General features: G+C 35.8%; 22 protein-coding genes and 1 pseudogene. 13 read left to right on the forward strand and 10 right to left on the reverse strand.

The annotated features are described in order from the left end of the window. Positions 1 to 77 precede the first annotated feature (77 nt). From ACQKNX_RS00720 to ACQKNX_RS00735, 4 genes are all read right to left on the reverse strand, one after another. Positions 78 to 953 (reverse strand): glycine betaine ABC transporter substrate-binding protein, encoded by an 876-nt coding sequence (locus ACQKNX_RS00720; RefSeq protein ID WP_427427120.1) that lies wholly within the window; start codon positions 951 to 953, stop codon positions 78 to 80. Positions 954 to 1,044: 91 nt separating this feature from the next. Continuing rightward, positions 1,045 to 1,899, reverse strand: coding sequence for an ABC transporter permease (locus ACQKNX_RS00725; protein WP_340825464.1), 855 nt, complete (start codon positions 1,897 to 1,899; stop codon positions 1,045 to 1,047). After that, a complete protein-coding gene (locus ACQKNX_RS00730; protein WP_427427121.1) occupies positions 1,892 to 3,091 on the reverse strand; it encodes a quaternary amine ABC transporter ATP-binding protein in 1,200 nt (399 codons plus the stop codon). The genes ACQKNX_RS00725 and ACQKNX_RS00730 overlap by 8 nt, the downstream gene beginning before the upstream one ends. A gap of 276 nt (positions 3,092 to 3,367) precedes the next feature. Then, the gene (locus ACQKNX_RS00735; RefSeq protein ID WP_427427122.1) at positions 3,368 to 4,003 is read right to left on the reverse strand and encodes a TrkA C-terminal domain-containing protein; all 636 of its coding nucleotides are present in this window, start codon (positions 4,001 to 4,003) and stop codon (positions 3,368 to 3,370) included. A gap of 272 nt (positions 4,004 to 4,275) precedes the next feature. Here ACQKNX_RS00735 and ACQKNX_RS00740 point away from each other — a divergent pair, with 272 nt between their 5' ends. The 8 genes from ACQKNX_RS00740 to ACQKNX_RS00775 all read left to right on the forward strand — a co-directional run bounded on the left by ACQKNX_RS00740 (position 4,276) and on the right by ACQKNX_RS00775 (position 10,996). Then, positions 4,276 to 5,001, forward strand: a complete 726-nt coding sequence (locus ACQKNX_RS00740) for a GTP cyclohydrolase II (protein WP_427427123.1) — start codon at positions 4,276 to 4,278, stop codon at positions 4,999 to 5,001. 20 nt (positions 5,002 to 5,021) lie between these two features. Further along, positions 5,022 to 6,131 (forward strand): bifunctional diaminohydroxyphosphoribosylaminopyrimidine deaminase/5-amino-6-(5-phosphoribosylamino)uracil reductase RibD, encoded by a 1,110-nt coding sequence (ribD, locus tag ACQKNX_RS00745; RefSeq protein ID WP_427427124.1) that lies wholly within the window; start codon positions 5,022 to 5,024, stop codon positions 6,129 to 6,131. Continuing rightward, the gene (locus ACQKNX_RS00750) at positions 6,128 to 7,213 is read left to right on the forward strand and encodes an FAD-dependent oxidoreductase (RefSeq protein WP_427427125.1); all 1,086 of its coding nucleotides are present in this window, start codon (positions 6,128 to 6,130) and stop codon (positions 7,211 to 7,213) included. Before ribD ends, ACQKNX_RS00750 begins: the two co-directional genes overlap by 4 nt. 16 nt (positions 7,214 to 7,229) lie before the next feature. Continuing rightward, positions 7,230 to 7,793 carry a 5' nucleotidase, NT5C type gene (locus tag ACQKNX_RS00755; RefSeq protein WP_427427126.1) on the forward strand — a complete coding sequence of 188 codons (564 nt, stop codon included), beginning with the start codon at positions 7,230 to 7,232 and terminating at the stop codon, positions 7,791 to 7,793. 171 nt (positions 7,794 to 7,964) lie between these two features. Then, positions 7,965 to 8,672, forward strand: a complete 708-nt coding sequence (locus ACQKNX_RS00760) for a LytR/AlgR family response regulator transcription factor (protein ID WP_427427127.1) — start codon at positions 7,965 to 7,967, stop codon at positions 8,670 to 8,672. Further along, positions 8,669 to 10,024, forward strand: a complete 1,356-nt coding sequence (locus tag ACQKNX_RS00765) for a sensor histidine kinase (RefSeq protein ID WP_427427128.1) — start codon at positions 8,669 to 8,671, stop codon at positions 10,022 to 10,024. Before ACQKNX_RS00760 ends, ACQKNX_RS00765 begins: the two co-directional genes overlap by 4 nt. 133 nt (positions 10,025 to 10,157) lie before the next feature. Continuing rightward, complete coding sequence (locus tag ACQKNX_RS00770) at positions 10,158 to 10,592, forward strand: hypothetical protein (protein WP_427427129.1); 435 nt, start codon at positions 10,158 to 10,160, stop codon at positions 10,590 to 10,592. A gap of 29 nt (positions 10,593 to 10,621) precedes the next feature. Then, complete coding sequence (locus ACQKNX_RS00775) at positions 10,622 to 10,996, forward strand: hypothetical protein (protein ID WP_427427130.1); 375 nt, start codon at positions 10,622 to 10,624, stop codon at positions 10,994 to 10,996. Positions 10,997 to 11,252: 256 nt separating this feature from the next. Here ACQKNX_RS00775 and ACQKNX_RS00780 read toward each other — a convergent pair whose 3' ends face one another. Continuing rightward, positions 11,253 to 11,879 (reverse strand): nitroreductase family protein, encoded by a 627-nt coding sequence (locus ACQKNX_RS00780; protein WP_427428243.1) that lies wholly within the window; start codon positions 11,877 to 11,879, stop codon positions 11,253 to 11,255. Positions 11,880 to 12,015: 136 nt separating this feature from the next. Between ACQKNX_RS00780 and ACQKNX_RS00785 the strand changes: the two genes are divergently transcribed. Next, on the forward strand, positions 12,016 to 12,360 hold the full coding sequence (locus ACQKNX_RS00785; protein WP_340825448.1) for a winged helix-turn-helix transcriptional regulator: 345 nt from the start codon (positions 12,016 to 12,018) through the stop codon (positions 12,358 to 12,360). 456 nt (positions 12,361 to 12,816) lie between these two features. Here the strand turns inward: ACQKNX_RS00785 and ACQKNX_RS00790 are convergent, their stop codons facing one another. Continuing rightward, positions 12,817 to 14,169 (reverse strand): uracil-xanthine permease family protein, encoded by a 1,353-nt coding sequence (locus ACQKNX_RS00790; protein ID WP_427427131.1) that lies wholly within the window; start codon positions 14,167 to 14,169, stop codon positions 12,817 to 12,819. A gap of 115 nt (positions 14,170 to 14,284) precedes the next feature. Beyond that, a complete protein-coding gene (gene guaD, locus ACQKNX_RS00795; RefSeq protein ID WP_427427132.1) occupies positions 14,285 to 15,655 on the reverse strand; it encodes a guanine deaminase in 1,371 nt (456 codons plus the stop codon). A 688-nt stretch (positions 15,656 to 16,343) separates the two neighbouring features. On the opposite strand from guaD, the gene ACQKNX_RS00800 reads away from it, so the two are divergent. The 4 genes from ACQKNX_RS00800 (at position 16,344) to ACQKNX_RS00815 (ending at position 19,987) form a co-directional block, all read left to right on the forward strand. After that, positions 16,344 to 17,537 carry a YbfB/YjiJ family MFS transporter gene (locus ACQKNX_RS00800; RefSeq protein WP_427427133.1) on the forward strand — a complete coding sequence of 398 codons (1,194 nt, stop codon included), beginning with the start codon at positions 16,344 to 16,346 and terminating at the stop codon, positions 17,535 to 17,537. Between the two features lie 59 nt (positions 17,538 to 17,596). Then, the gene (locus ACQKNX_RS00805; protein WP_427427134.1) at positions 17,597 to 18,247 is read left to right on the forward strand and encodes an HAD family hydrolase; all 651 of its coding nucleotides are present in this window, start codon (positions 17,597 to 17,599) and stop codon (positions 18,245 to 18,247) included. 60 nt (positions 18,248 to 18,307) lie between these two features. Continuing rightward, the gene (locus tag ACQKNX_RS00810; RefSeq protein WP_427428244.1) at positions 18,308 to 18,778 is read left to right on the forward strand and encodes a DUF523 domain-containing protein; all 471 of its coding nucleotides are present in this window, start codon (positions 18,308 to 18,310) and stop codon (positions 18,776 to 18,778) included. Between the two features lie 135 nt (positions 18,779 to 18,913). Next, positions 18,914 to 19,987: an Rpn family recombination-promoting nuclease/putative transposase gene (locus ACQKNX_RS00815; RefSeq protein ID WP_427427135.1), complete on the forward strand. Its 1,074-nt coding sequence runs from the start codon at positions 18,914 to 18,916 to the stop codon at positions 19,985 to 19,987. 56 nt (positions 19,988 to 20,043) lie between these two features. Here the strand turns inward: ACQKNX_RS00815 and ACQKNX_RS00820 are convergent, their stop codons facing one another. The 3 genes and pseudogenes from ACQKNX_RS00820 to ACQKNX_RS00830 all read right to left on the reverse strand — a co-directional run. Then, positions 20,044 to 20,745, reverse strand: a complete 702-nt coding sequence (locus ACQKNX_RS00820) for an ABC transporter permease (RefSeq protein ID WP_427427136.1) — start codon at positions 20,743 to 20,745, stop codon at positions 20,044 to 20,046. 15 nt (positions 20,746 to 20,760) lie between these two features. Beyond that, the gene (locus ACQKNX_RS00825) at positions 20,761 to 21,639 is read right to left on the reverse strand and encodes an ABC transporter ATP-binding protein (protein WP_427427137.1); all 879 of its coding nucleotides are present in this window, start codon (positions 21,637 to 21,639) and stop codon (positions 20,761 to 20,763) included. A gap of 241 nt (positions 21,640 to 21,880) precedes the next feature. Beyond that, positions 21,881 to 22,377: pseudogene (locus ACQKNX_RS00830) on the reverse strand (ABC transporter permease); the annotation flags it as partial. Between the last annotated feature and the right edge of the window lie 132 nt (positions 22,378 to 22,509).

Consider the following 22,509-nt stretch of genomic DNA (forward strand, 5'->3'; position numbering starts at 1 on the left):
AGTGGATTTTTACTAAATAGAAAACTTATATTTAGTTAGGTGCCCATATTAAGTGCCAGGCACATAAACAATTTTGTTTATTGTTCTTTTACATCTTTCGTCCATTCAGCAACTTTATCTGGATTATTTTTAATCCATTCTTTTGCTGCATCTTTAGGATCATCACCATTTAAAATGTCTAGCATAACAGCTTCTAAATCTTCTGATGTCCAGTGGAAATTATCTAATACTGAATATACATCTGGTTGATCTTCTTTTAATCCTTTACGAACAAATGTATTAATCGTTTCTTCTCCGCCATAAACACCTTTTGGATCATCTAAATATTTCAAATCATATTTTGCGAATTTCCAGTGTGGAGACCAGCCAGTAACGATAATTTCTTCTTTATTTTTAATGGCTTTTGATAGCGCAGTTGTCATAGCACCTGATGATGAAGTTACTAGATTCCAATCTGCAAGATTATCATATTCCTCTTGTGCTTTTTCAGTTGCCGCCGTAATGCCGGCACCAGGCTCAATTCCTGTAATTGTATGATCTGCTTCATTTGTTAAATCTTCAATTGAATTAACATCCATATAGCTTGGGACAACTAAGCCAATTTTTGCACCAGCAAGGTTTTCACCTAGCTCGTCTAGATCTTTTTTATATTTTTCGTATTGTGTTCCATGTGTATGTGGAAGCCAAGCAGCGACCATGCCATCAGCTTCACCTTTTGAAACAGCTTCCCACATAATTGCGTTATCAAGTGGTGTTAACGTAACGTCATACCCTAAGTCTTCTAATACTTGACCGACAACGTTAGTCGAAGCGATTTCTGTATCCCACTCAACGTAGGCTAAATTTACATCTTTCGAATCCTCATTCTTAGTCGAATCGCTCTCACTACATGCAGCTAGCATAAAGCCAAGCCCTAAAGCCATCCCTAATTTTGATAATGATTTCAGTTTCATCGAATCTTCCTTTCTTCCCTCAATATTTAGCATTTTAGCAAAACACAAAACGTCTGTAGTGCGCTATGTGTATTTGCCTATATGCTCTCTTTTACAGCTCTTTCTTTCTATTAAAGCTTTGAGTTAAGCGATCGATAATAATCGCGAAAATCACGAGTCCTAAACCTGCAACGAAACCATTCCCTACTTGTGTACGTTGCAATGCTGTTAATACTTCACGACCAAGTCCTGGTGCTCCAATCATAGAAGCAATAACTACCATTGAAAGTGATAGCATAACGGTTTGGTTAATGCCGGCCATAATTGTTGATTTAGCAAGCGGAATTTCCACCTTAAACAACTTTTGCCCTGCAGTACTGCCGTATGAATCCGCAGCTTCCACTAATTCTTTTGGTACTTGTCGAATTCCTAGATTTGTCATACGTACAGTAGGAGGTAATGCAAAAATAACGGAAGCAAATACACCTGGCACAATGCCAATTCCGAAAAAGGCAACTGCCGGAATTAAGTAAACGAAGCCAGGCATCGTTTGCATGAAATCGAGAATCGGTTTAATAATATTTTCGGCAACGCTTGACTTGGACATTAAAATACCAAGTGGTATACCAATGATGATAGAAATTATACTAGAAAATAAAACAAGCGTTGTGGTTTCCATGAGATGTTCCCATAAGCCTTGGTTATAAATAAATAAAAGGCCTATTAGTGTAAAGCTTGCGAGCCCAAATTTTTTGCCTACAGCGAAAAACGCTAAAATAACGACAAGTAAAATGAGAATAATAGCGGGAATGCCAATTAATAAATCAGTGACCTGGTTCATGAGTAGTTTTCCGTATTTTTGAATCACATCAAAGAATGCTGAAAAATTACTCGTCAACCAGTCCATAGCTGACTCTACCCATGGGGCAAGTGGTAAGGTTGGAATTTTGTCTAAAAAATTATTCATGTGTTACTTCCTCCTCAGTGAATGTTGAAAGTGCTTCGATAACAACACCTCGGATAAGAACACCAAGTAAGCGTTCATCTTTAACAACTGCAATAGGAGTAGGGGAATTATGAATCAAACCTAAAATATCCTGTAAAAGCATATCTGGTGGAACGGTTATCATCTCGGATTGAACAATCGAATGTACCGTTTGTTCCTGTTTTTTAGCAGCCGCTAGTGCGTCATCTGCGGTAATAAAGCCTTTCAAGTGTCGATTTTTATCAACTGCTATCAGTAAACTAACAGTTTCTTGGCGCATTCTTTTCAGCGCTACTGTAGGTCCATCAAGATCGACATTGACATAGACAGGTCGAACCATCACGTTTTCAGCTGTTAATACTTTAGAGCGATCGACATCTTCAACGAACGTTTTTACGTAATCATTTGCTGGATTCGTTAAAATTTCTTCACCAGTCCCGATTTGAATAATGGAACCGTCTTTCATTATGGCAATACGATCACCTATGCGAAGCGCTTCATTTAAATCATGCGTGATAAATAAAATTGTTTTTTTCAATGTTCGTTGTAAATCTAGTAATTCATCTTGCATTTCTTTACGAATCAAAGGATCGAGAGCGGAAAATGCTTCATCCATTAATAAAATCTCTGGGTCGTTTGCGAGTGCACGTGCTAAGCCTACACGTTGCTGCATCCCGCCTGATAGTTGGTTTGGATATTGATCTTTATAGGCAAGTAAGCCTGCATTTGCAAGAGCTTGTTCCGCTTTTGCTTTGCGCTCTTCTTTTGAAATGCCTCTAACTTCAAGGCCGTATTCGGTATTTTGTAGAAGTGTACGGTGAGGGAATAAACCGAAGTTTTGAAAAACCATACTCATTTTGCTTCGTCGTGCGGTTCGTAAGCTTTCTTTCCCCATTTTAGAAATATTTTCTCCATCGATATAAATATTGCCGCTTGTAGGTTCGATAAGTCGATTTAACAGTCTAATCAGCGTTGATTTACCACTACCTGATAAGCCCATGATAACGAAAATTTCCCCTTCATTTACAGTAAAGCTGGCATCATATACACCAACTGTTGCACCTGTTTCTTTTAAAATATCTGTCTTGCTTTTTTGTTGTTTGACGAGTTCTAAAGCTTGGGGAATATGTTTACCAAATACTTTAGAAACATGTTCTACTTTTATTTTTTCCATAGAACCACTCCTTTCGTGCGCTAATCCCACTTGTATAAGCAGTGAGATATCAATCTCAAATAGTAGGGAAGATGTTACTTTTATAAAACGAACTATCAAGCAGATAAAGAAAATCCATATGACAATTGTTTCGTTTTCATTACACTATTTGAGGATAATGATAACCAAAAATAAACAAGTAACAACTTAACACTAACAAAAGGTTGTTACTTTTGTCAAATCGCTAAATAAGAAAAAAACCGCATAAACGCTGTTATATCAGCGCTTATGCGGTTTTTAATTTGGATATAAAAAACTCTGTACGCGGCCTAAACTTTCGTCATTGCCAATAAAATAAATAATATCTCCTTCTTCAAATGAAGCATACGGTCCAGGTGAAAGTAATAATTCATTTCCACGGCGAATACCGACTATTGTGCTAGACGTATTTTGCCAAAAATTTAATTCTTGCAAAGTTTGATGAATACAAGGGCTTTCAGCAGTCATTTCAATTTGATATGGAATAAAGGGATTGACCGAGCGGAAATGTTCCGTTCGACTAATAAGTTGTTTCGTTTTTTCCTGTAAATGCAATAATTCATGTTGTTGCTTTTGAATACTTATTAAAAGCTCATTTTGTAGCTCATGAACGGATTGGACATCTTGGAATTGTCGGACAAAGCGTGCCGCCATTTCATACGATTTAATGATGACACCACTACCTTTGGAAGCTTCCACAATTTCTAAATCTTGCAAAACTGCTATCGCTCTTCTTGCTGTTTCAGCCGATACATTGTATTGGCTAGCTAATGAAGATCTTGCGTAAATTTTATCACCAATTTGATATTTTTTTTCTACAATTTTTGAGGCAAGGTCCACCGCAATTTGCTGGTATTTTGGCTGCCTTACTTGAACATTTTTTTCTAAGTTCATGCTTAAACTTCCTTTCGTTATAACAAACCTACCTCCGCTTATTATAGACTAGCCTGCACAGAAAAAATAGCACCTCCATAAGCTATTAGTATATGATTTAAGCATCATTTAACAGCTTTTTATTAAGATATGATATTTTAATAAAAAAGGGCTGTTGTTTGACAGTTTTCAGTTATTATTATAAACTAAGTTACGTTAAGTAAGTTAGGCAAGTAGAAACGTTTAATTAGCAAATTCAACTAAATGTTTAGAATAGAAAGTTGGCGATAAATATGACAATTACTACTAAAGTAGTGGATATAGTGAAAGACAAAATGACAATTGTAAAGCATTCTGAAACAGAAAATATTTGTCTAGTAGGTCCAGTAAAGTTACCTATTAAGCAAGGTGGATTTTCAGCGATTTTTCAATGGTATAACTGGTTAAAGGTTGATGGCAATTTGTCAAAAGAAGAAATAATGGATGGGCTAGCAACGGCAAATTTAGCATTTTCTCAGCAATCATCCGTACTAGTTTACGGTGATTTCGCCAGTGAAGAAAATGCTTTAATCCGCATGCATAGCATTTGCCATACTGGCGATATATTTGGTAGCCAACGCTGTGACTGTGGTTATCAATTACATGAATCTATGAAAATGATTGTCGATCATGGGTGCGGAGCGATTTTCTATTTAGCCGATCATGAAGGACGTGGCATCGGTCTATTTTCTAAATCTCTTGCTTATTTATTACAGGAAGAAGGTTTAGATACTGTAGAAGCAAACCTTGCACTTGGCTTCCAAGATGATACGCGTTCGTATGAAGAAGCGGTTACGGTATTAACGGCTCTTCGTTCGAAGCCTGCTACATTGATTACAAACAATCCGAAGAAGCTATCTGCTTTACAGATGCACGGTTTAGCAGCAGATGGACATATCCCATTATGGGGAGGTTTGACTGAGACAAATCGCTTTTATTTAGATACTAAGGTAGAAAAATCTGGTCATATCCGGAAGTGAAGTAAGTGGAGGGTACAAAGATGACGACAGATGAAAAATACATGCAGTTAGCATTAGATTTGGCAGCGAGTGCAAGAGGGAATACGAACCCCAATCCTCTTGTAGGAGCTGTTATTGTAAAAGATGGTGTTATCGTAGGCACTGGTTTACATCGAAAAGCGGGGGAACCACATGCGGAAGTGCATGCCTTTCGTATGGCAGGCGAGCATGCAAAAGGTGCTACTCTTTATGTAACGCTTGAGCCATGTTCACATTACGGTAAAACGCCCCCTTGTGCTAATTTAGTCAAGGAATCAGAAGTGAGCCGTGTTGTAGTAGCGATGCAAGATCCTAATCCAGCAGTAGCAGGTAATGGTATTCAATTATTGCGTGATGCAGGTATTGAGGTTGAGGTAGGTGTGTTAGAAGAAAAATCACGACGTTTAAACGAACGCTTCATACACAATATGATAACAAAACGACCTTTTATTATCTCAAAATACGCTATGACATTAGATGGGAAAATCGCAGCGCATACGGGGCATTCTAAATGGGTAACTGGTGCAGAAGCTCGAGAGGATGTCCACCATATTCGTCACGAAGTAGATGCAATATTAGTCGGCGTTGGAACAGTGATTGCTGATAATCCATCTTTAACGACGAGACTAAACGATCGCCACGGTAAAAATCCAATACGCATCATTATGGATAGCTCTCTTCGTACACCTGCACATGCCAATGTTCTAAATGTAGAAGAAGCGAAAACGATTATTGTATGCAGTGAGGATGTTATGCAAGAGCAAATCGACACTTTAGAGTCTAAAGGTGTCACTGTTCTACCTGTTCGAAATGGTAATGAAGGTCTTCATATTGATGATATGTTAGAAAAACTTTATTTGCATGGGGTAACTGATATTTTGGTCGAGGGTGGTAGTGCGATTAATGCTTCATTTTTACAAAGTGCAGCCATCGATAAATACGTTATTTACGTAGCACCTAAAGTTCTAGGTGGAAGTTTATCTTTAACGCCATTTGCGGGCTATAATGCGGCAACAATGGATGAAGCGTGGGATGTAGAATTTGCTTCTTTCGATAAGGTAGGGCAAGATTTACGCATTATTGCTTATCCGAAAAAAGGTGAAGGTAAGTGAATTTTCAAGCGGATGTATGTATAGTAGGTGCTGGACCAAGTGGTGCACTTCTTGCGTATTTGCTAGCGAAAAAGGGTCTGTCCGTGATACTGCTAGAGCAAAGCTCCGCACTTGGGCAGGCTTTTCGCGGTGAACATTTAAATGAAGAGGGAGAGACTGTTCTTAAAAATCATCATCTTTTTGAAGCAATAGAAGCTCTTGGCTTATTACGAATGGAAAAACTAGAATATTATGCGAAGGGCGAAGCGTTTAAAACAATTTTTCCAGATGCTTCTGTAGGACATTTAGGTATTCACGTTCCCCAAGCACATTTGCTTAAAGGAATACTTCAACATACAGCTCACTTCCAAAATTTTAAGTGTTTCCTAAATACAAAGGTGACAACACTAAAGACAGATTCTTTAGGACGATATGTCGGTGTTATCGCGACAAAGGACGAAGAAACGATTGAAATTAAGAGCCAGCTTATAATAGGTGCTGATGGCCGATATTCTACAATTCGCAAGCGTGCACATATTGCCATTCAAAAGCACAAGCATGGTTTTGATTTACTATGGGCAAAAATTCCTGCACCTCAAGATTGGGAGCCAGCTATTAAAATGGCGCTCATCAATGATATGCAATTGTCGCTTTTCTCACAGACAGGGGGCTATATTCAAATTGGTTGGAATATTAAACAGGGTGATTTTCCAGAGCTCAGAAAACAGGCAATTACTCCGTTTATTAGCCAGCTTATAAAGGCTTTTCCTGAATTAGAGGAAACCGTTACTCACCATATTCGTTCATGGCAAGATTTTGTCTTACTTGATGTGTTTAGTAGTCATTGTGACTGTTGGGGGACACAAGGACTTGTCCTTTTAGGCGATGCCGTTCATACGATGACACCTACTGGCGCATTCGGCTTAAATAGCGCGCTAAAGGATGCTGATTGTCTTGCGTCTTTAATAAATGAAGATTCGATTAAACAGTTTAATGTGAGAGATTTTCAGCAACTGCGAGAACAGGCGATTGAAGAAGTATTAGCGCAACAAATTGAAAAAGAACAAACTTTTGCCTTTCACTTTATAGACCAGGCATCTTGAAAGGAAGAAAATATAGATGAAATTTGGCTTTGATATAGATGATACGCTGATCGATTTACGTGCACATGCCTTTTCGCTTTATAATAAAAAGCTAGGCAAAAATATAACAGACGAAACCTTTCAAGCTTTGCAAAGGGTAGAAATTCATGAGCCCTTTGGCTTAACGGATGCAGAAGGCTCTGCAATGTGGAACAGCTCTTTGGATGAAATCTATTTTACGGATTGTCAAATTTTCGAAGCGGCCCTTGAAACATTGCAAGCATTACATCAGCAAGGACATGAAATTTATTATATTACGTCACGTCCAAAGCAATATTGTCAACAAACACAACAATGGATGAAAGCGCAAGGTTTCCCTGTAGAAGAGGGTCATTTCTATTGTGGTATGCAGGATGTGGAGAAAGTAGCTATTATTAAAGAACTTGATTTAGATGTTTACGTTGATGATAAACCGGCAGTGTTAGAAACGCTACAAGGTATTAAGACGAAAGTAATATTAAAAAATCAATCGTATAATCAGCTTGTAGCATTGCCGCGATTAAATCATTGGCATGAGTTTTTAAGCATAATTAATGATTAAAATGTGCTTGGACAAACCAAGAAAAGTGTTAGATTGACTACGATCAATCTAACACTTTTTTGCGGTTCACGTTAATGTTCGTCTCAGCGGGTGCTTTCTTTGGATGTAGCCTGGGACCGTTTGACTTTCCACATTTTAATGATAGACTTTCGAACAAGAGAGGTGATTTCTTTGAATATTTGGATATGCGATGATGAAAAAGCAATAACGAACGCGATTGCATCTAAAATTAAACTACGTTACCCTAACGCCCAAATTAAACAATTCCAAAATGGGCTTGAATTATTAAATCAAGTCGGTTCTTTTGATGTATTATTTTTAGATATCGAAATGCCTGATATCAAAGGTATAACCGTAGCTGAAAAATTAAGAGCTCGCCAGCAGCTAAACCCAATTATTTTTGTAACTGCCTTTGAACAATATGTTTTCCGAGCATTTGATGTTCAAGCATTTCATTATTTATTGAAACCATTTGACACGAAAAAATTATACGAGGTATTACATACAGCACTTGAAAACCGTTCTAGTCAATCTATAGATTCCCCATATCTTGTTATTAAATTTGGCTTTGACTTAAAAAAAGTTTTTTACCACGAAATCTACTACATTGAAGTATTCGGTCGTAAACTAACAGTGCATATAGAAAATAGCTCATACACATTTATAGGGCGACTCAAACAGTATGAAGAAAATCTCGGCAACAGCTTTTTCCGAATCAATCGTTCTTATTTAGTCAACCTCAACTATATTACAAGCTATACTAAGCAACAAATTATACTAGATAATGGAACTATATTAACACTTTCGCAAAAGAAATATACACAGTTCATTCAAACTTATATGGATTACATACAGCAAAAAGGATATATACATACATGATTAGTTATAGTTACTTTGAAATGGTAAATAATATATTTAATTGGTCTATGCAAATTTGTACAGCCTATTTTTTCTACCGTTTTTGTCGAATTTTTATTCAGCATTCGTATTTACTAATTATTTCAATCGGCTATTTTATCACGGTTATGGTACTAGAATGGTTTATAGGTGATATTTCAAATTTTGGCGTCTATTTATTTGCATCATTAACTGCTTTTTTATTATTACTACCACTAAAAAATAACTCTGTCTATTTAAAGTTCTTCATTGTCATTACTTATTTTTCAATACGGTGGATGGCACCAACGATTGTCATTATTTTGTACCGCCCAATTAGTGACCTATCGCTTTTCTTAGTAGAAAAATGGATTATTCCCCACCTGTTCGATGTAACAATAGGGTACTTTAGCTATACAATTTGGATGATGCTTGTGCTACTTGCTTTATACATCATTGGTCTATGGTGTGTCATTCATTTTTACGAAAAATGTATACATATGCATCCACGTATGTTTGCAAATCGGGAAATTTTACTACTTATTCTTCCGCCACTTATTGGAATGTCGAGCTATTTTATGATGAACAAATATCATCAGGTCATAGGCGACCCAATCGACCCAGACGTTATTAATCAGTTTTTAAAATATTGGGGAGTCCATAATTGCATCACAATAGTAGCAATGTTTGGTGTGCTTATTTTAGTGCAAAAACTGGACTTACAACGTGTACAGCAGCAAAAGCAGCTAGTACTTGTAAATCAATCCCAGCAACTACAAGCCCATCTTCAAAGTATCGATGCCCTATACAAAGACATGCAACTGTTAAAACATGATGTAAAAAACCATTCGGCAACAGTAGAGAGGCTTATTGAAACGAAACAATTAACAGAAGCTAGTATTTATTTAAACAGTATGCAACAGCAGATGGATTCAAAAGTGACTCCTTCTGTTACTGGTCATGCGGTTGTTGACTTATTAATTCAAGAAAAAATAAAAAAAGCGCAGGCACAATCTGTTGTGATTGAGTCTACGTTCACGTATCCAAGCTATGAACATTGCGATGTATATGATTTGTGTATTATTCTTCATAACGCACTAGACAACGCACTGACTGCTACAAAAAATCGCCCTAGTGCTTCGATTTGTATTCATTCGATACAGCATAAATGTACGTATATTTTAACAATTAAAAACCCAATACCCTCTTTTGTGAATGAAAACAACTATCGGGGTGGGCTTGGTCTTCAAATTATACAAGATATCGCCAAAAAATATAATGGGGACATTCAAATCAATACAGACCATCAAGTGTTTGAATTACATGTTTTGCTACATTTTCATGCACAATTATAATCCTTTTACTCTCTATGCTAAGCATAGAGAGTATTTTCATTCATGACATGTAAAACGTTTTTCATGACACATTTAAATATTTCAGACTAGTTGCGTCGAAATAAAAAGTAAGATTTTAATTCGAGGTGATTGTATGTCCATCTATACTAATAGTTATTTGCCTATCCAAAGTTATTTAGCGAAAATCGTAAGTAATCCAAAATTAAATTTGTCTGCGCAACAAAAAAAGACTTTCCAAGAAGTTTTAAATGAGACAACGCAACATTTTACTAAAGAAGTGGCTAAAACAGATGCTCTGACTATGCAAAACAGTCAAATGTGGAAATTAATTGGTGCTGCTAGTATGAATAGTGCAGGCTTTAGTGATTTATTAATGTCAGGTATCAATAATAGTTTTTTAGGAACTTCCTCTAACCCTTTAGATAATTTAACAAATGGGTTTAATCTAAGTACATTTAATTCATCAAATTATCTAAGTAACTTTTATTACCCAAAAAATAAGTCAAGTAACAATGCTAACTTCTATAATATTTATAGTAAATTAAATGAAATTAGTAACAAATTTTAAATTCATTATTTACGAAAGGAATGTTTTCTATGTATATTACATCAAACCATAGCGCAACTGTTGCTAAATATGCACAATCCGTATTATCCAATCCAAAAATCCAATTATCTGAACAACAAAAGTCAGATGTGGAGGCAATCGTAAAAAAGCACGACCCGCAAAAATCAGAAACTTATACAAAAGCTGCCTCGCTTTCTTCACTTACGGCTAATCCTTATAATCCATTTTACGGTGTAAATGAGCCAGCGAATCCATATAACTACTCAGCAGACGGTATGTTTAATGCCAATTCTACAAGCAAATTTCATACATTTAATAATAATCTCGCGAAATTAAATGAGCAAGTGGATGTCAGACAAAGCGCTGCAATGCATAAATTCGAACTTCTTCGTTCTCAATTATAGGGAGGCTGGAAATAAGCCTCAATAAAATAAGGAACCAGTTTTTAGTTTTTATGGCCTAATTTGCGTTTCTATTTTCCTGTTTATGGAGAATCAAAGGTTGAAACGAAATGGGTTTTGCATTACTGCCAGAAAATTTTTGGAGATACTTGGACGTTTACAAGGATATAGTATACCAAAGAAAAAAAGAGAAATCGGATGTCATCGATTTCTCTTTCTCTTAATATAAGCTAGTTATGTCTCAGCCTCTTCGTTTGTTTTAAATAAAACGAGCAATATCTTTTAACGGTAAACGAGACGAGCCATAAGCAGGTGCAGCACCTTTACCGATAGCAATAAGGACTACAGGGAAAATATGCTCTGGTAATTCAAATCGTTCAGCAAATTTATCTTTATCAAAACCGCCCATTGTCACAGTATCATAGCCTTTTTCTTTGGCGATAAGCATAAGTTGCATTGAAATAAGACCTGCATCAAATGTAGCAATATTTTTTCGTACTTCTAATGGGGCAGATGGGTAAGTGCGTAGGGTATTCGCAATCATTAAATCCTTCTGTGCATCACCCATATGACCTTCTGCGACATTTTGTGTATAAATTTGTTCAACTTGTTGATACATTTCGGCATTTCCTAACACCGCAATAACTGCTGATGATGTTTCAACTTGTTCTTGGTTATTGGCAATAGCACGAAGCTCTGTTTTCACTGCTTCATCTTGAATAACAAGAAATCTCCATGCTTGTAGATTGCTAGATGACGGTGCACTTGTTGCTTCTTGAATGATTTCTTCAAGCTCTGCTTGAGGTATTTTAAAAGTAGGATCATAAACACGCACTGATTTTCGATCCTCCATGATTGTATATAGATTCGCTTTGTTATTTGTTATTGACATAATGTCCTCCTTAAAACTTACTAATGGTAAGTTGATAATTAGAATCTTACCATTAGTAAGTTTATACGTCAAATAAAAAATTTTATGTGTTACAATAGAAATACGGAATTTAAAAATGGGAGGTTATTATATGACTAAATCTAATTGTTCACATATATGTAGTAGCTACCATCAGGCAATTGAATTTATAGGAAAACGTTGGATGGGCATGATCATCTATACGTTATTGCCTGGTCCAAAAAGGTATCATGAAATACATGCCACTATCCCTGGCATTTCTGATCGTTTGCTAACAGAACGATTAAATGAGCTTGTTCAAGCAGGACTAATTGAGAAAAAATATATTGATTCATCGATAAAAAAAGTAGAATATGCGTTAACACCGAACGGCTTAGCGTTTCAAGAAGTCATCCTGTCTATTCAAAAATGGATTGATTTATGTGATTTTGAACAAACTACGAAAGAGTCAACATAAAAAAGACAAAATACCTTAAGAGGGTGGCACTCTTAAGGTATTTTGTCTTTTTTATTGCAATTATTTAGTTTTCGTATACATCTTACTCAAAGCAATTGAAGTCCATAGGCAGTTGCTTTGTGGATGATCCTAAATATTCTACATTCCCATCAAATACAAATTTAAAGCATGGATTTCATAATATAATATCCGTCTTTAGAAGGCATCGTTATTTTTTCCTCTTCAATCAACATTTTCAATTGTGCCGTCTTCATTCATTATAGTTGCAGTAATGGCGATCCTATTTCGCTAATATCGTGGGAACCTTTTAGTCTTACTTCAATATCGTTCTCTTTCCATTCATATTATTGCAGTAAATCCATCATAGCATTATTTATTTCGTTAATTGAACGAAACAAAAGAGACTGTAGGCAAACTCACATTGTAAGTTTATCTACAGTCTCATACTATATTAATCTATTTAACGTTCGGTAATATTTTATTTAAAAGAATGGCAGCTAGAGCAGCGGTTGCTACGGGAGAGCCGAATAAATATTGAACCGTTGTTGGTAAAGAATATAAGAAATCTTTCGGTAGTAATGTTAGCGCTAATGTTAAAATGACTGGTACAGCGATGACGTACATTTCTTTTTCGCCGATGCGTTCATTTTTCATTACTTGTAACCCACTAATCGCAATGATGCCACAAACGATAACGAAGACACCACCGATAACTGCCGATGGAATAGCAGAAATTAATGCAGCTAATTTACCAGAAAAACCGAACAAAATAAACCAAGCACCTGCAGCAATAAAGACACGACGGCTTGCAATACCTGTAATGGAAATAACACCTGCATTCGTTGAATAGCCTGTTACTGGTGTCGAACCTAATAATGAGGCGATGAAACAGCCAATACCTTCTCCGATTACCCCACGATTGATTTGCTTATCTGTCAATGGTTTTTCAATGACATTACTAACCGCAAACCATGTACCTGTTGTTTCAGCCATTAATACAATGTAAATAATGATCATTGTCAAAATAGATGAAAAGTTAAATGTAAAGCCAAAATCTGCAAAAGGAATTTGTGGTAAGCTAAACCACTTTGCTTTTCCAACTGCTGATAAATCTAATACACCCATTATATTTGCAGCGATACAACCTATAAGTAACGCGATAATGACAGATGCGATACGAAATGCACGACCTTTTTGACGGAACACAGAGCCTAGCATTACACAAACAATTAATACGATAGCTGAAATAAGAGCTAAATAAATATTTTGGTTTATCGTAGCACCAGCACCTTCAAAAATATTACTACTTAAACCAACTGGCATTAGCGATAATCCAACTACGAAAATAATTGTACCTCCTACAATTGGAGGAATAAAAATTTTAACAATTTTATTGAAAATACCTGTATAGCCTAAAATAATGACAAAAATGGCACCAATTAAGCTTGCTCCTAATACAGAGCTCCAACCAAGTTCGCCACTGCCACTAGCTGCATATATACCGACAATTGCGCCTAGTGGTACATAAGATGGCCCTTGTGCGATCGGTAGCTTCATGCAGAAATGAGTTTGAACAATCGTCGCAATCCCTGCTGCAATAAAAGTCGATTGTATCAATGCACTTGATTGACCTGATTGCAAACCTATTAACATCGCAATAAGGAAGGGAACTACATAGACGTCCATTGCCATAACATGCTGTAAACCTAGAAGAACTGATTGGCTAAATGGCACTTTTTCATCGGGTAAAACGGTTAAATGCGTGGTATTACTTTTATCGTTTGCTAGATTGTTTTTTTGCGTTTCCACTAAGATGTACACCTCAAAGTTTAAGTTTTTATATGATGATTAGTATTTGAATCTTTCTTGGTTCGTAATCTCCAACTGTTGCTACAGCGAAGGGGAGAGCATTGTTCGCGTTAAATTATTTGCTTCTTTCATGAACTTTAGTACCTTGCACCCACACTTCACGAATATTTTCAGGACGAACAAGATACATGATTTTTTGGAAGATATCGATCAATTCTTCATTGTTATCATAGATTGGAAGTTTGGCAGATGCTATTTTTGTATCGATTACTTGAACATCCCACGTAAAGTTTTCTTGTAAGCGACCAACTGGTAGGCTTAAACTCTCTCCACCGCCAGCTGTTGCTAAATAAAATGCTTCATTAATTGTAATGCGTGAATGTGGCACGCCACGTTTGTCTGCAGGTAGCGCTGTATCAACACCATCTTCCAACATTCTAGATGACATAACAGCTTGTTTTGCATTATCGAAAAGACTCGGAGAGAAGCCACCCGAAATATCTGATCCTAAACCAATATCCACCCCTTTTGAATGGAAACGGGCAATTGGAATGACACTGTTAGCAAAATAAGCATTTGAGATTGGACAATGACCGATCGCTGTACCTGTTTCAGCAAATAATTCTGCATCTTCATCGTTTAAAAAATTGCAATGTGCCATAACAGACTTATCACCTAATAGACCGAAGTCATGTAACGCATAGGCGTCATTTTTGTTGAAGCGGTCCTGTACATAACCATGCTCCCAATCGCTCTCACTACAGTGAGATTGGATATGAGTATCATATTTAGCAGCCAATTCACCTAAACCTTTTAATGCACTATCTGTACAACTTGGAATAAAGCGAGGCGTTACAACGGGATATACACCTTGTTTTGTAGTTTTTGCTAATTCTTTAACAGCTAAAATAAATTCTTCTGTGTCTGCTAATGCTGTATCTGTGTTTGCATCACGATAAAATTCAGGATTTTGTTCAGGGTCATCCATGACAACTTTCCCGACAAGACCACGTTGTCCTTTTGTTGCACATATTTCAGCTAACAATAAGCTCGCCTCTTTATGGACAGTTGCAAAGTATAACGATGTAGTTGTGCCATTGGCAAGTAGGGTACTAACTAAATCTTCATAGACCTCTTTGGCAAATGCTAAATCACAGAATTTAGATTCGATTGGAAAGGTATATGTGTTCAGCCAGTCATTTAGAGGGATGTCTAAAGCAGTTCCAGCCTGTGCCCATTGCGGTGCATGTACATGTAAGTCGACAAAGCCTGGGAAGAAGTACTGTCCGTCAGTTAGTTGGTGGAAGTTTTCTTTCCCTTCGTATGTATTAAGTAATGGTTGATAATCCGGATGTTCGGGAGCAACAGCCTTCTCTATCATACCGTCAGCATTAATGCAAAATAGATAATCTTTTAAAATTTGTACTTCTTTTGGAGACTTACTTGAAAAAGCCGTCCCTTTAAAAATTTGCGTATATTCTCTCATGGTTTACACCTCAACGTTCGTTTTTTAGTATCAGCAGGGAATATTATAGGACAATTAAACTGTAAAGTCTATAAAAAAACGAATAAAAGCTTTTTGATTTAATAGAGATATAAGGGGAATTAACTTAAAATGAAAAGAGTCTTACAACAATTTTATGGAATGGAAATATATAGTGATGTGGGAGAGAACTGAGGGGTTGGCATCCTAGGGATTTTTAAATAAAATATAAGTGAGAATTATTATCAATTAAAGGTGGTGGAGACTATCGAAGACGCTTGGAAATTAATGTTGCTGTATTAAATAAAGTAGGAGTTTCCTGGAAAATGGTAATTAAATCAACTAGTAAAGTTGTAAAATACCAATCACTTTTAACATTCAATTAATTTTTAGAGGGAATGTGATTAAGTATGTATGGTAAAAAAGTTATTATTATATTGGGATTATGTTTTCTCGTTTTTTTGATCATTTTATTTATCATCATTAGTTTAAGAGCCAATTATTAATTAAATAGATTTACCAAAAGACTCAAGTGTAAATACTTGAGTCTTTTTTGTAAAAAAAATCGGTGCAACATAGATAAAATATTGTTTTATAAATTGAATACTGGAAAAATTTTATAAATTATATGTTTGCTTTATTAATGTTCATTAAGTATCCTTTTATTAACAATAAAAGGGGAGGGGATGCGATGAATCGTCAACATATAGGGGTATTATTTGGAGGAGTATTGTTGCTCGTAGTAGCAATGGGCATTAGCCGTTTTGCTTTTACACCTATTTTGCCATTTATGCGGGAGGATGTCGGTTTTTCATTTAATGTTGCCGGCTTTTTAGCATCCAGTAATTATATTGGTTATTTTATTGGTGCATTGTGGGCTGGTTTTATCTATCGACAAAAGAAAAATTTTTTACTGTTGAGTGTTGTGTTAAACGTCATTTCTGTTGTCCTTATGGGGCTAATTGAAATTTATAGTGTTTGGCTTATCCTGCGCTTAGTTGCAGGGATTACAGGAGGGCTTATATTTGTTTTAACATCTAGTATTATTATGGATTATTTAGCTAAACAGTCACTGACAAAGTGGTCAGGTTATTTATTTAGCGGTATAGGGCTTGGCATTGCCATATCTGGCTTGTTCGTACCTTTCATTGAAGTACGTTTTGCTTGGCAAGGTACTTGGATTGGCTTAGGAATTTTATCAGCAATTTTATTAATTATCACATTTATCTTATGGAGAAATTTACAAGTTCACGATAGCGTGAAAGTTTCTAAATCGTCTGATACAAAAATGTCGCGAGGTTTTATGCCTTGGCTAATTGCTGCATATGGGCTTGAGGGGCTTGGCTATATTATTACAGGGACATTTTTAGTAGATATTATTCATAACATCCCATCGCTCCAAGCGTATTCTTCTTATAGCTGGGTCATTGTTGGAGTAGCGGCAATTCCATCTGCTCCCGTTTGGACAGTTTTATTAGAAAAGTTCTCTGCAATTAAAATTTTGTTTGTGGCTTACATATTGCAAGTGCTAGGGATTTTGTTACCTGTATTTTCACAAACAGTGTGGAGTGTCTTATTGTCTTCATTTTTATTTGGCTTAACATTCGTTGGCATTGTAACATTAACAACCGCATATGCTAGACAGCTTTTTCCAACCCAGAGTGGCCCAGTCGTGTCAGTATTAACAACATTTTATGCATTCGGACAAATAATAGGGCCAATAATTGCTGGACAGCTTGTAGTAATATACAACAGCTATAAAGCAGCACTCATCTTTGCAGGAGTTATTGTATTTTTAGCATTGATAGTAATGTTATGCGGTAAATGGATCGTCATGAAACAGCAAGAGAAGGTAGCAAATTTAAACGCACAGTCTACACCTTAATTACGGTGTCAGGCACCCAAAATATTCTGAATTGTTTGTGTGCCAGGCACCGAAATAGTGTGCTGTTTGATTTAGATGGTACATTGTTAGACAGAGAGAAGTCACTGATTGCTTTTGTTTCACATCAATATGAACGTCTAGCTCCTAAACTCTCAAGTATTCCAAAAGAGGACTATATCAGTCGATTTATCGAACTGGACAATAATGGATACGTTTGGAAGGATAAAGTTTATAAACAATTGATAAATGAATTTAATTTAACAGATTATCCAGTAAAAGAGTTACTTGATGATTATGTTTCCAACTTCAAGCATTATTGTATTCCTTTTCAGCATCTGCATCGTATGCTTAATGAATTACAACAACAAAATATCAAGCTTGGCATAATTACGAATGGTTACGGGCAATTCCAACTAGATAATATACAAGCTCTTGGCATCGAGCAAAAATTTGAGGTCATTTTGATTTCTGAATGGGAGGACATGAAAAAGCCAAACCCTGAAATATTTGCACGTGCTTTAACTAAATTAAAAGTAAATGCCGCATCAAGTATGTTTGTTGGCGATCATGCAATGAACGATATAGAGGCCGCCAAAAATGTGGGAATGATAGCGGTTTGGAAAAGAAATGATGCAAGTCCAACAGAAAAAGCAGATTATAATATCGACGAATTAAGTGAAATTCCATTATTAGTTCAACAAATGTTTTAAGAGTTTAGGGTACCAGGCACTCTAAATATTCAGAATTGTTTGTGTGCCAGGCACCAGATTATTATGTTAATAAGTAGCTGTTTAGCAGGGTTAAAGGTACGTTATAACGGTACAGATAGTTTAAATGAAAGCATCCAACAGCTTGTAAAAGAAAACAAAGCGATTACAGTTTGTCCAGAATTAATGGGTGGATTTACTACACCAAGAGAACCAGCAGAAATTGTTGGTGGAGACGGTGAGGATGTCCTTAATGGAAAAGTTGTTGTGTTAGAAAAATCTGGTCGGGATGTAACTGAGCTTTATATTAAAGGAGCATATGGGACATTGCAGAAAGCGCTTGAAATAGGCGCTACCACGGTCATATTAAAAGAAAACAGCCCTTCTTGTGGTAGTGCAGTGATTTATAATGGTCATTTTAATGATTCCAAAATAGTGGGGGTAGGTGTGACAACGGCACTACTAAGAAGAAATAACATTCATGTAATGTCAGAAGAAACATTTTTAGATTTTTTGCTTGAAAATCAATCATGATTCATGAACAATTTCCTTTTTAAAAAGGAGATTGTTTTTTTATGGCTTAGCAGTAACAAATGATTTAAGCCTATTTCATTTTTTCCTAAATCGACAAAATGTTATAATTGAGGTAAATCAATTGGAGTGATGCGAATGAGTGTAAAGACTTTACGTAAAATCCCACTTGAGAGATTTGTAGATTTAAAGGTAGATTATGCATTTAAACAATTTTTTGGCACTGAGCAGAATAAAAACATTACTGTGGCTTTCCTAAATGCTATTTTAAATCGCACTGGCCACAACGCTATTAATGAGATTTCTTTTATGAGGCAAGAATTTGGTAGCGAGCATGTAGATGATAAGCAATCACGCTTGGATATTCTAGTTAAAACACAAAATGACTTATTTATTAATGTTGAAATTCAACTAACAAATCAATACGATATGATGAAAAGAACACTGTATTATTGGTCAAGAATTTATACTTCTCAGCTTCGTAAAGGAATGGGTTACCATAAACTACGACCAACAATTACTATCAATATTTGTAATTTTAGTTTATTTGAACAAACAGATAATTATCATTCTATTTTCCAACTTTACGACAATTTTGAGAAGTTTAAAATGGATGATGTGCTCGAAATTCATTTTATCGACATGAATAAATTTATAAAGCAATGGTATGCAAAGCAATTAAATTCTTGTAAAAATGTACTTGCTAAATGGTTAATGCTAATAGGAATGGTCGATGGACGCAAAGAGAAAGTCTATGAAGAAATCTATTTGGAATTGGAGGAGCTCGCCATGAAAGATGAGGAGTTATTCAATGCTTTTAATGTTTGGCAAGATTTAAGTCGGTCACCTGAAGATTATTATGCCTACCAATCTCGTTTGAAATATATCCTTGATGAAGCGGCGAAGCTAGAAGATACTAAATATATAGCTGAGAAAGAAGGGCTATTAAAAGGATTTGAACGAGGAATAGAACAAGGAATAGAACAAGGAATAGAAAAAGGGATAGAAAAAGGGATAGAAAAAGGAATAGAACAAGGAATAGAGCAAGGCATTGCGCAGGGCATTGAACAAGGTATCAAACACGGAGAAAAAAAGAAGCAGACGGAAATAGCATTGAAATTATTAAGAAGAAACACCGATGTTGAAACAATCGTAGAATTAACAGAGCTAACAGTTACTGAAATTGAGCAGTTAAAAGGATTACTAGACTAATAATTTAGGTGCCAGGCACTCGCAATTTTCAGAATTGTTTGGGTGTCTGGCACTTATTATATTTTCTTTTTACGATGCAACATAAAGAAGAATAAACGTATTAGTAGCAAGCTATAAATAAAAATCCAAATAAATTGCCAATAAAAGATGGCTGGTATTGCTTGAAGGCTATCATCTGAACTCATCATTTCTAAAGAAAGATGTACAGGGGGGAATAGCCATATAAAACCTTTTACTTCATGTTTCAAGGAGACAATTGCTATTGAAATGATTAGAATACTAAGAACACCCCACCAAGAATTTTGTTTATTTTTCACCAGGTCCCTTGTGAAAAGAGCAGAGAGTCCAGTAGCAAGAATCGATAGGCTAAAGTGAGCTAAGAAGCCCAATACTATATGTAAAGTTCTTGGCTTCTCACCAAATGCATCTATCATAATAGGGTACATTACTGACACCCAGCTGAGACAAAATCCAATCGCCATACAAATCAAATAAAGCGCTCGAAAATACGCTTTTTCCCCTTTAGAATGTAGTATAGTTATTACTTTTTGTCCTTCATCCTCTGCATGAAATATTGTTACTGTAAACCATCCCATTAACAAGAAGAGAAGAGTCGAAGTAAACGAGTAACTATCTAATATTGGATTTGGCACAAATGCATAATTGACTACCGTACATAAAATGAAAATAAAAAAAGGGGGGATATATTTATAAGTTCTTAGATAATTTATCATTTGATAGTGCAATAAACTCATCATTTACCTGTAAACCTCCTAGAAATGGTTATAAAATTGGTCCTTCTTATGATTTATAGGGATAAGCTGTTTAATGGCAGCCTTTCGCTGGAGTAATGCCAATAAGATCTTATCGGTATTCTCCTGGCTAACCGTTACCATTATCTCTTGATAGCCATTAGTTAATGTGCGCATCTGTTTGATTTGAATAAGAGGAAGGCATTCCTCCAGTGAACTTTGACTGGGAAACTCAAAAACTAATTGATTGCTTGGAATAGCGGTTTCCGAGAATGCCTCCATTTGCATCACTTGGCCATCTTGAATTAATAAGACCCGATCCACAAGATTTTCTAATAATTTTGTTTCGTGACATGTTAAAACGATACTGTAGCCATTTTCTTTTAAGGACAAAAGGATGTTTTCTAAATCATTTTGAGCACGAGGATCAAGTCCAGATAGGGGTTCGTCCAAGATGAGAAGATGTGTTTCTTCAAGCATCGCCTGCATGATCATGATTTTTTGCTTCATGCCTTTTGAAAAATTAATCATTCTTGTTGTACGAGCTTCTTGCATTTTAAACATTTTGAGTAAGTCTTCTATTTTTTGTTGTAATTTTTTTTTAGGTATGCCGCTAATTTTACCCATATGAAAAAGATACTCTTCTGGCGTAAAGAATAGCTGAGAAGGAGTAACTTCTGGTACGTACCCAATTTTTAAAGATGGTACATGCTTGTTCACTTCCCCAAAATCACAATCCACTATGCCTCCAATAATTTTTAATAGCGTACTCTTACCTGAGCCATTTTTCCCTACAAGCGCTACAATTTCCTCGGAATAAATGGAGAAAGAAATATTGTCTAAAACTTTCTTGGCTTTATATTGTTTAGAAATGTTTTGTATTTCCATTATTGCACTCATAAGGTCACACCTTTTTGTTAGTAATAATTCTATTGAATCTATTATAAATTAATCTACCAAAAAATGCTCCTTCAAAATGGTTTTATTTCCTATTTTTGTTGTATGCTTAAGCAAAAAAACTCTGCCAATAATCGCAGGCAGAGAATGTCATAATGAACGATATTTTATTAAGCTAAATAATAAAGGCAATTGCAAAGTAGGCTAGAATCACTAAATTTACTAGAATTTCATTAAATTAATATCCTTTATACATAGCGGCATTTAATGCATCAGCTGCATAATACAATGGCATGATGTGACCAATGTTTTGTAACCATTGCGCCATATTGTCAAGTGGGAAAATACCAGAAAAAAATACTTGTGGCACAATAACAATCGGGTATAAATTGTATCATTTGAAACTCTGAGGCAGCGAAGCTAGATAAAAGTGCGCCTAATGATAACGATACAAGTGCAATTAAAATATTCATAAGGAACACGAGCCATATGACAATAATAATAGTCTCCATAAAGGCAAACAACCCGTAACCAATCAGATAAGCTGCAACAATTTCTAAACGTTTAATTGGTATTGCTAGTAATCGCTCTAGTGTTCCTAAAGTACGTTCCTTTAATAAGGCTATACCCGTAATTAAAAAAACAAAAAAAAACAAAGAAGCCGATAAGCATTGGGCTGAAAATATCAAAAATAGCCGTATCTTTGTCACCATATACATAGTCGGTTGTAATCGTCATTTTTGAAGTTAGCTCCATTAACAACTGTTATGGGGAACACTGTACTCAAATACATGAATAGAACCATTATCAGGCTGCAACATGCCCATTATGAGTTTAATTAACGTCGTTTTCCGACAGAGGTGCCTGACACAC

It is taken from the genome of Lysinibacillus sp. NPDC093712 (assembly GCF_050280025.1).
Classification (GTDB): Bacteria; Bacillota; Bacilli; order Bacillales_A; family Planococcaceae; genus Lysinibacillus.

Coding starts and splice junctions, on each gene's coding strand:
- ACQKNX_RS00815 (WP_427427135.1), top strand. CDS start 18,914: ATGAGTGTAAAGACTTTACGTAAAATCCCACTTGAGAGATTTGTAGAT.
- ACQKNX_RS00730 (WP_427427121.1), bottom strand. CDS start 3,091: ATGGAAAAAATAAAAGTAGAACATGTTTCTAAAGTATTTGGTAAACAT.
- ACQKNX_RS00785 (WP_340825448.1), top strand. CDS start 12,016: ATGACTAAATCTAATTGTTCACATATATGTAGTAGCTACCATCAGGCA.
- ACQKNX_RS00755 (WP_427427126.1), top strand. CDS start 7,230: ATGAAATTTGGCTTTGATATAGATGATACGCTGATCGATTTACGTGCA.
- ACQKNX_RS00770 (WP_427427129.1), top strand. CDS start 10,158: ATGTCCATCTATACTAATAGTTATTTGCCTATCCAAAGTTATTTAGCG.
- ACQKNX_RS00800 (WP_427427133.1), top strand. CDS start 16,344: ATGAATCGTCAACATATAGGGGTATTATTTGGAGGAGTATTGTTGCTC.
- ACQKNX_RS00825 (WP_427427137.1), bottom strand. CDS start 21,639: ATGAGTGCAATAATGGAAATACAAAACATTTCTAAACAATATAAAGCC.
- guaD (WP_427427132.1), bottom strand. CDS start 15,655: ATGAGAGAATATACGCAAATTTTTAAAGGGACGGCTTTTTCAAGTAAG.
- ACQKNX_RS00775 (WP_427427130.1), top strand. CDS start 10,622: ATGTATATTACATCAAACCATAGCGCAACTGTTGCTAAATATGCACAA.
- ACQKNX_RS00720 (WP_427427120.1), bottom strand. CDS start 953: ATGAAACTGAAATCATTATCAAAATTAGGGATGGCTTTAGGGCTTGGC.
- ACQKNX_RS00740 (WP_427427123.1), top strand. CDS start 4,276: ATGACAATTACTACTAAAGTAGTGGATATAGTGAAAGACAAAATGACA.
- ACQKNX_RS00765 (WP_427427128.1), top strand. CDS start 8,669: ATGATTAGTTATAGTTACTTTGAAATGGTAAATAATATATTTAATTGG.
- ACQKNX_RS00735 (WP_427427122.1), bottom strand. CDS start 4,003: ATGAACTTAGAAAAAAATGTTCAAGTAAGGCAGCCAAAATACCAGCAA.
- ACQKNX_RS00725 (WP_340825464.1), bottom strand. CDS start 1,899: ATGAATAATTTTTTAGACAAAATTCCAACCTTACCACTTGCCCCATGG.
- ribD (WP_427427124.1), top strand. CDS start 5,022: ATGACGACAGATGAAAAATACATGCAGTTAGCATTAGATTTGGCAGCG.
- ACQKNX_RS00820 (WP_427427136.1), bottom strand. CDS start 20,745: ATGATGAGTTTATTGCACTATCAAATGATAAATTATCTAAGAACTTAT.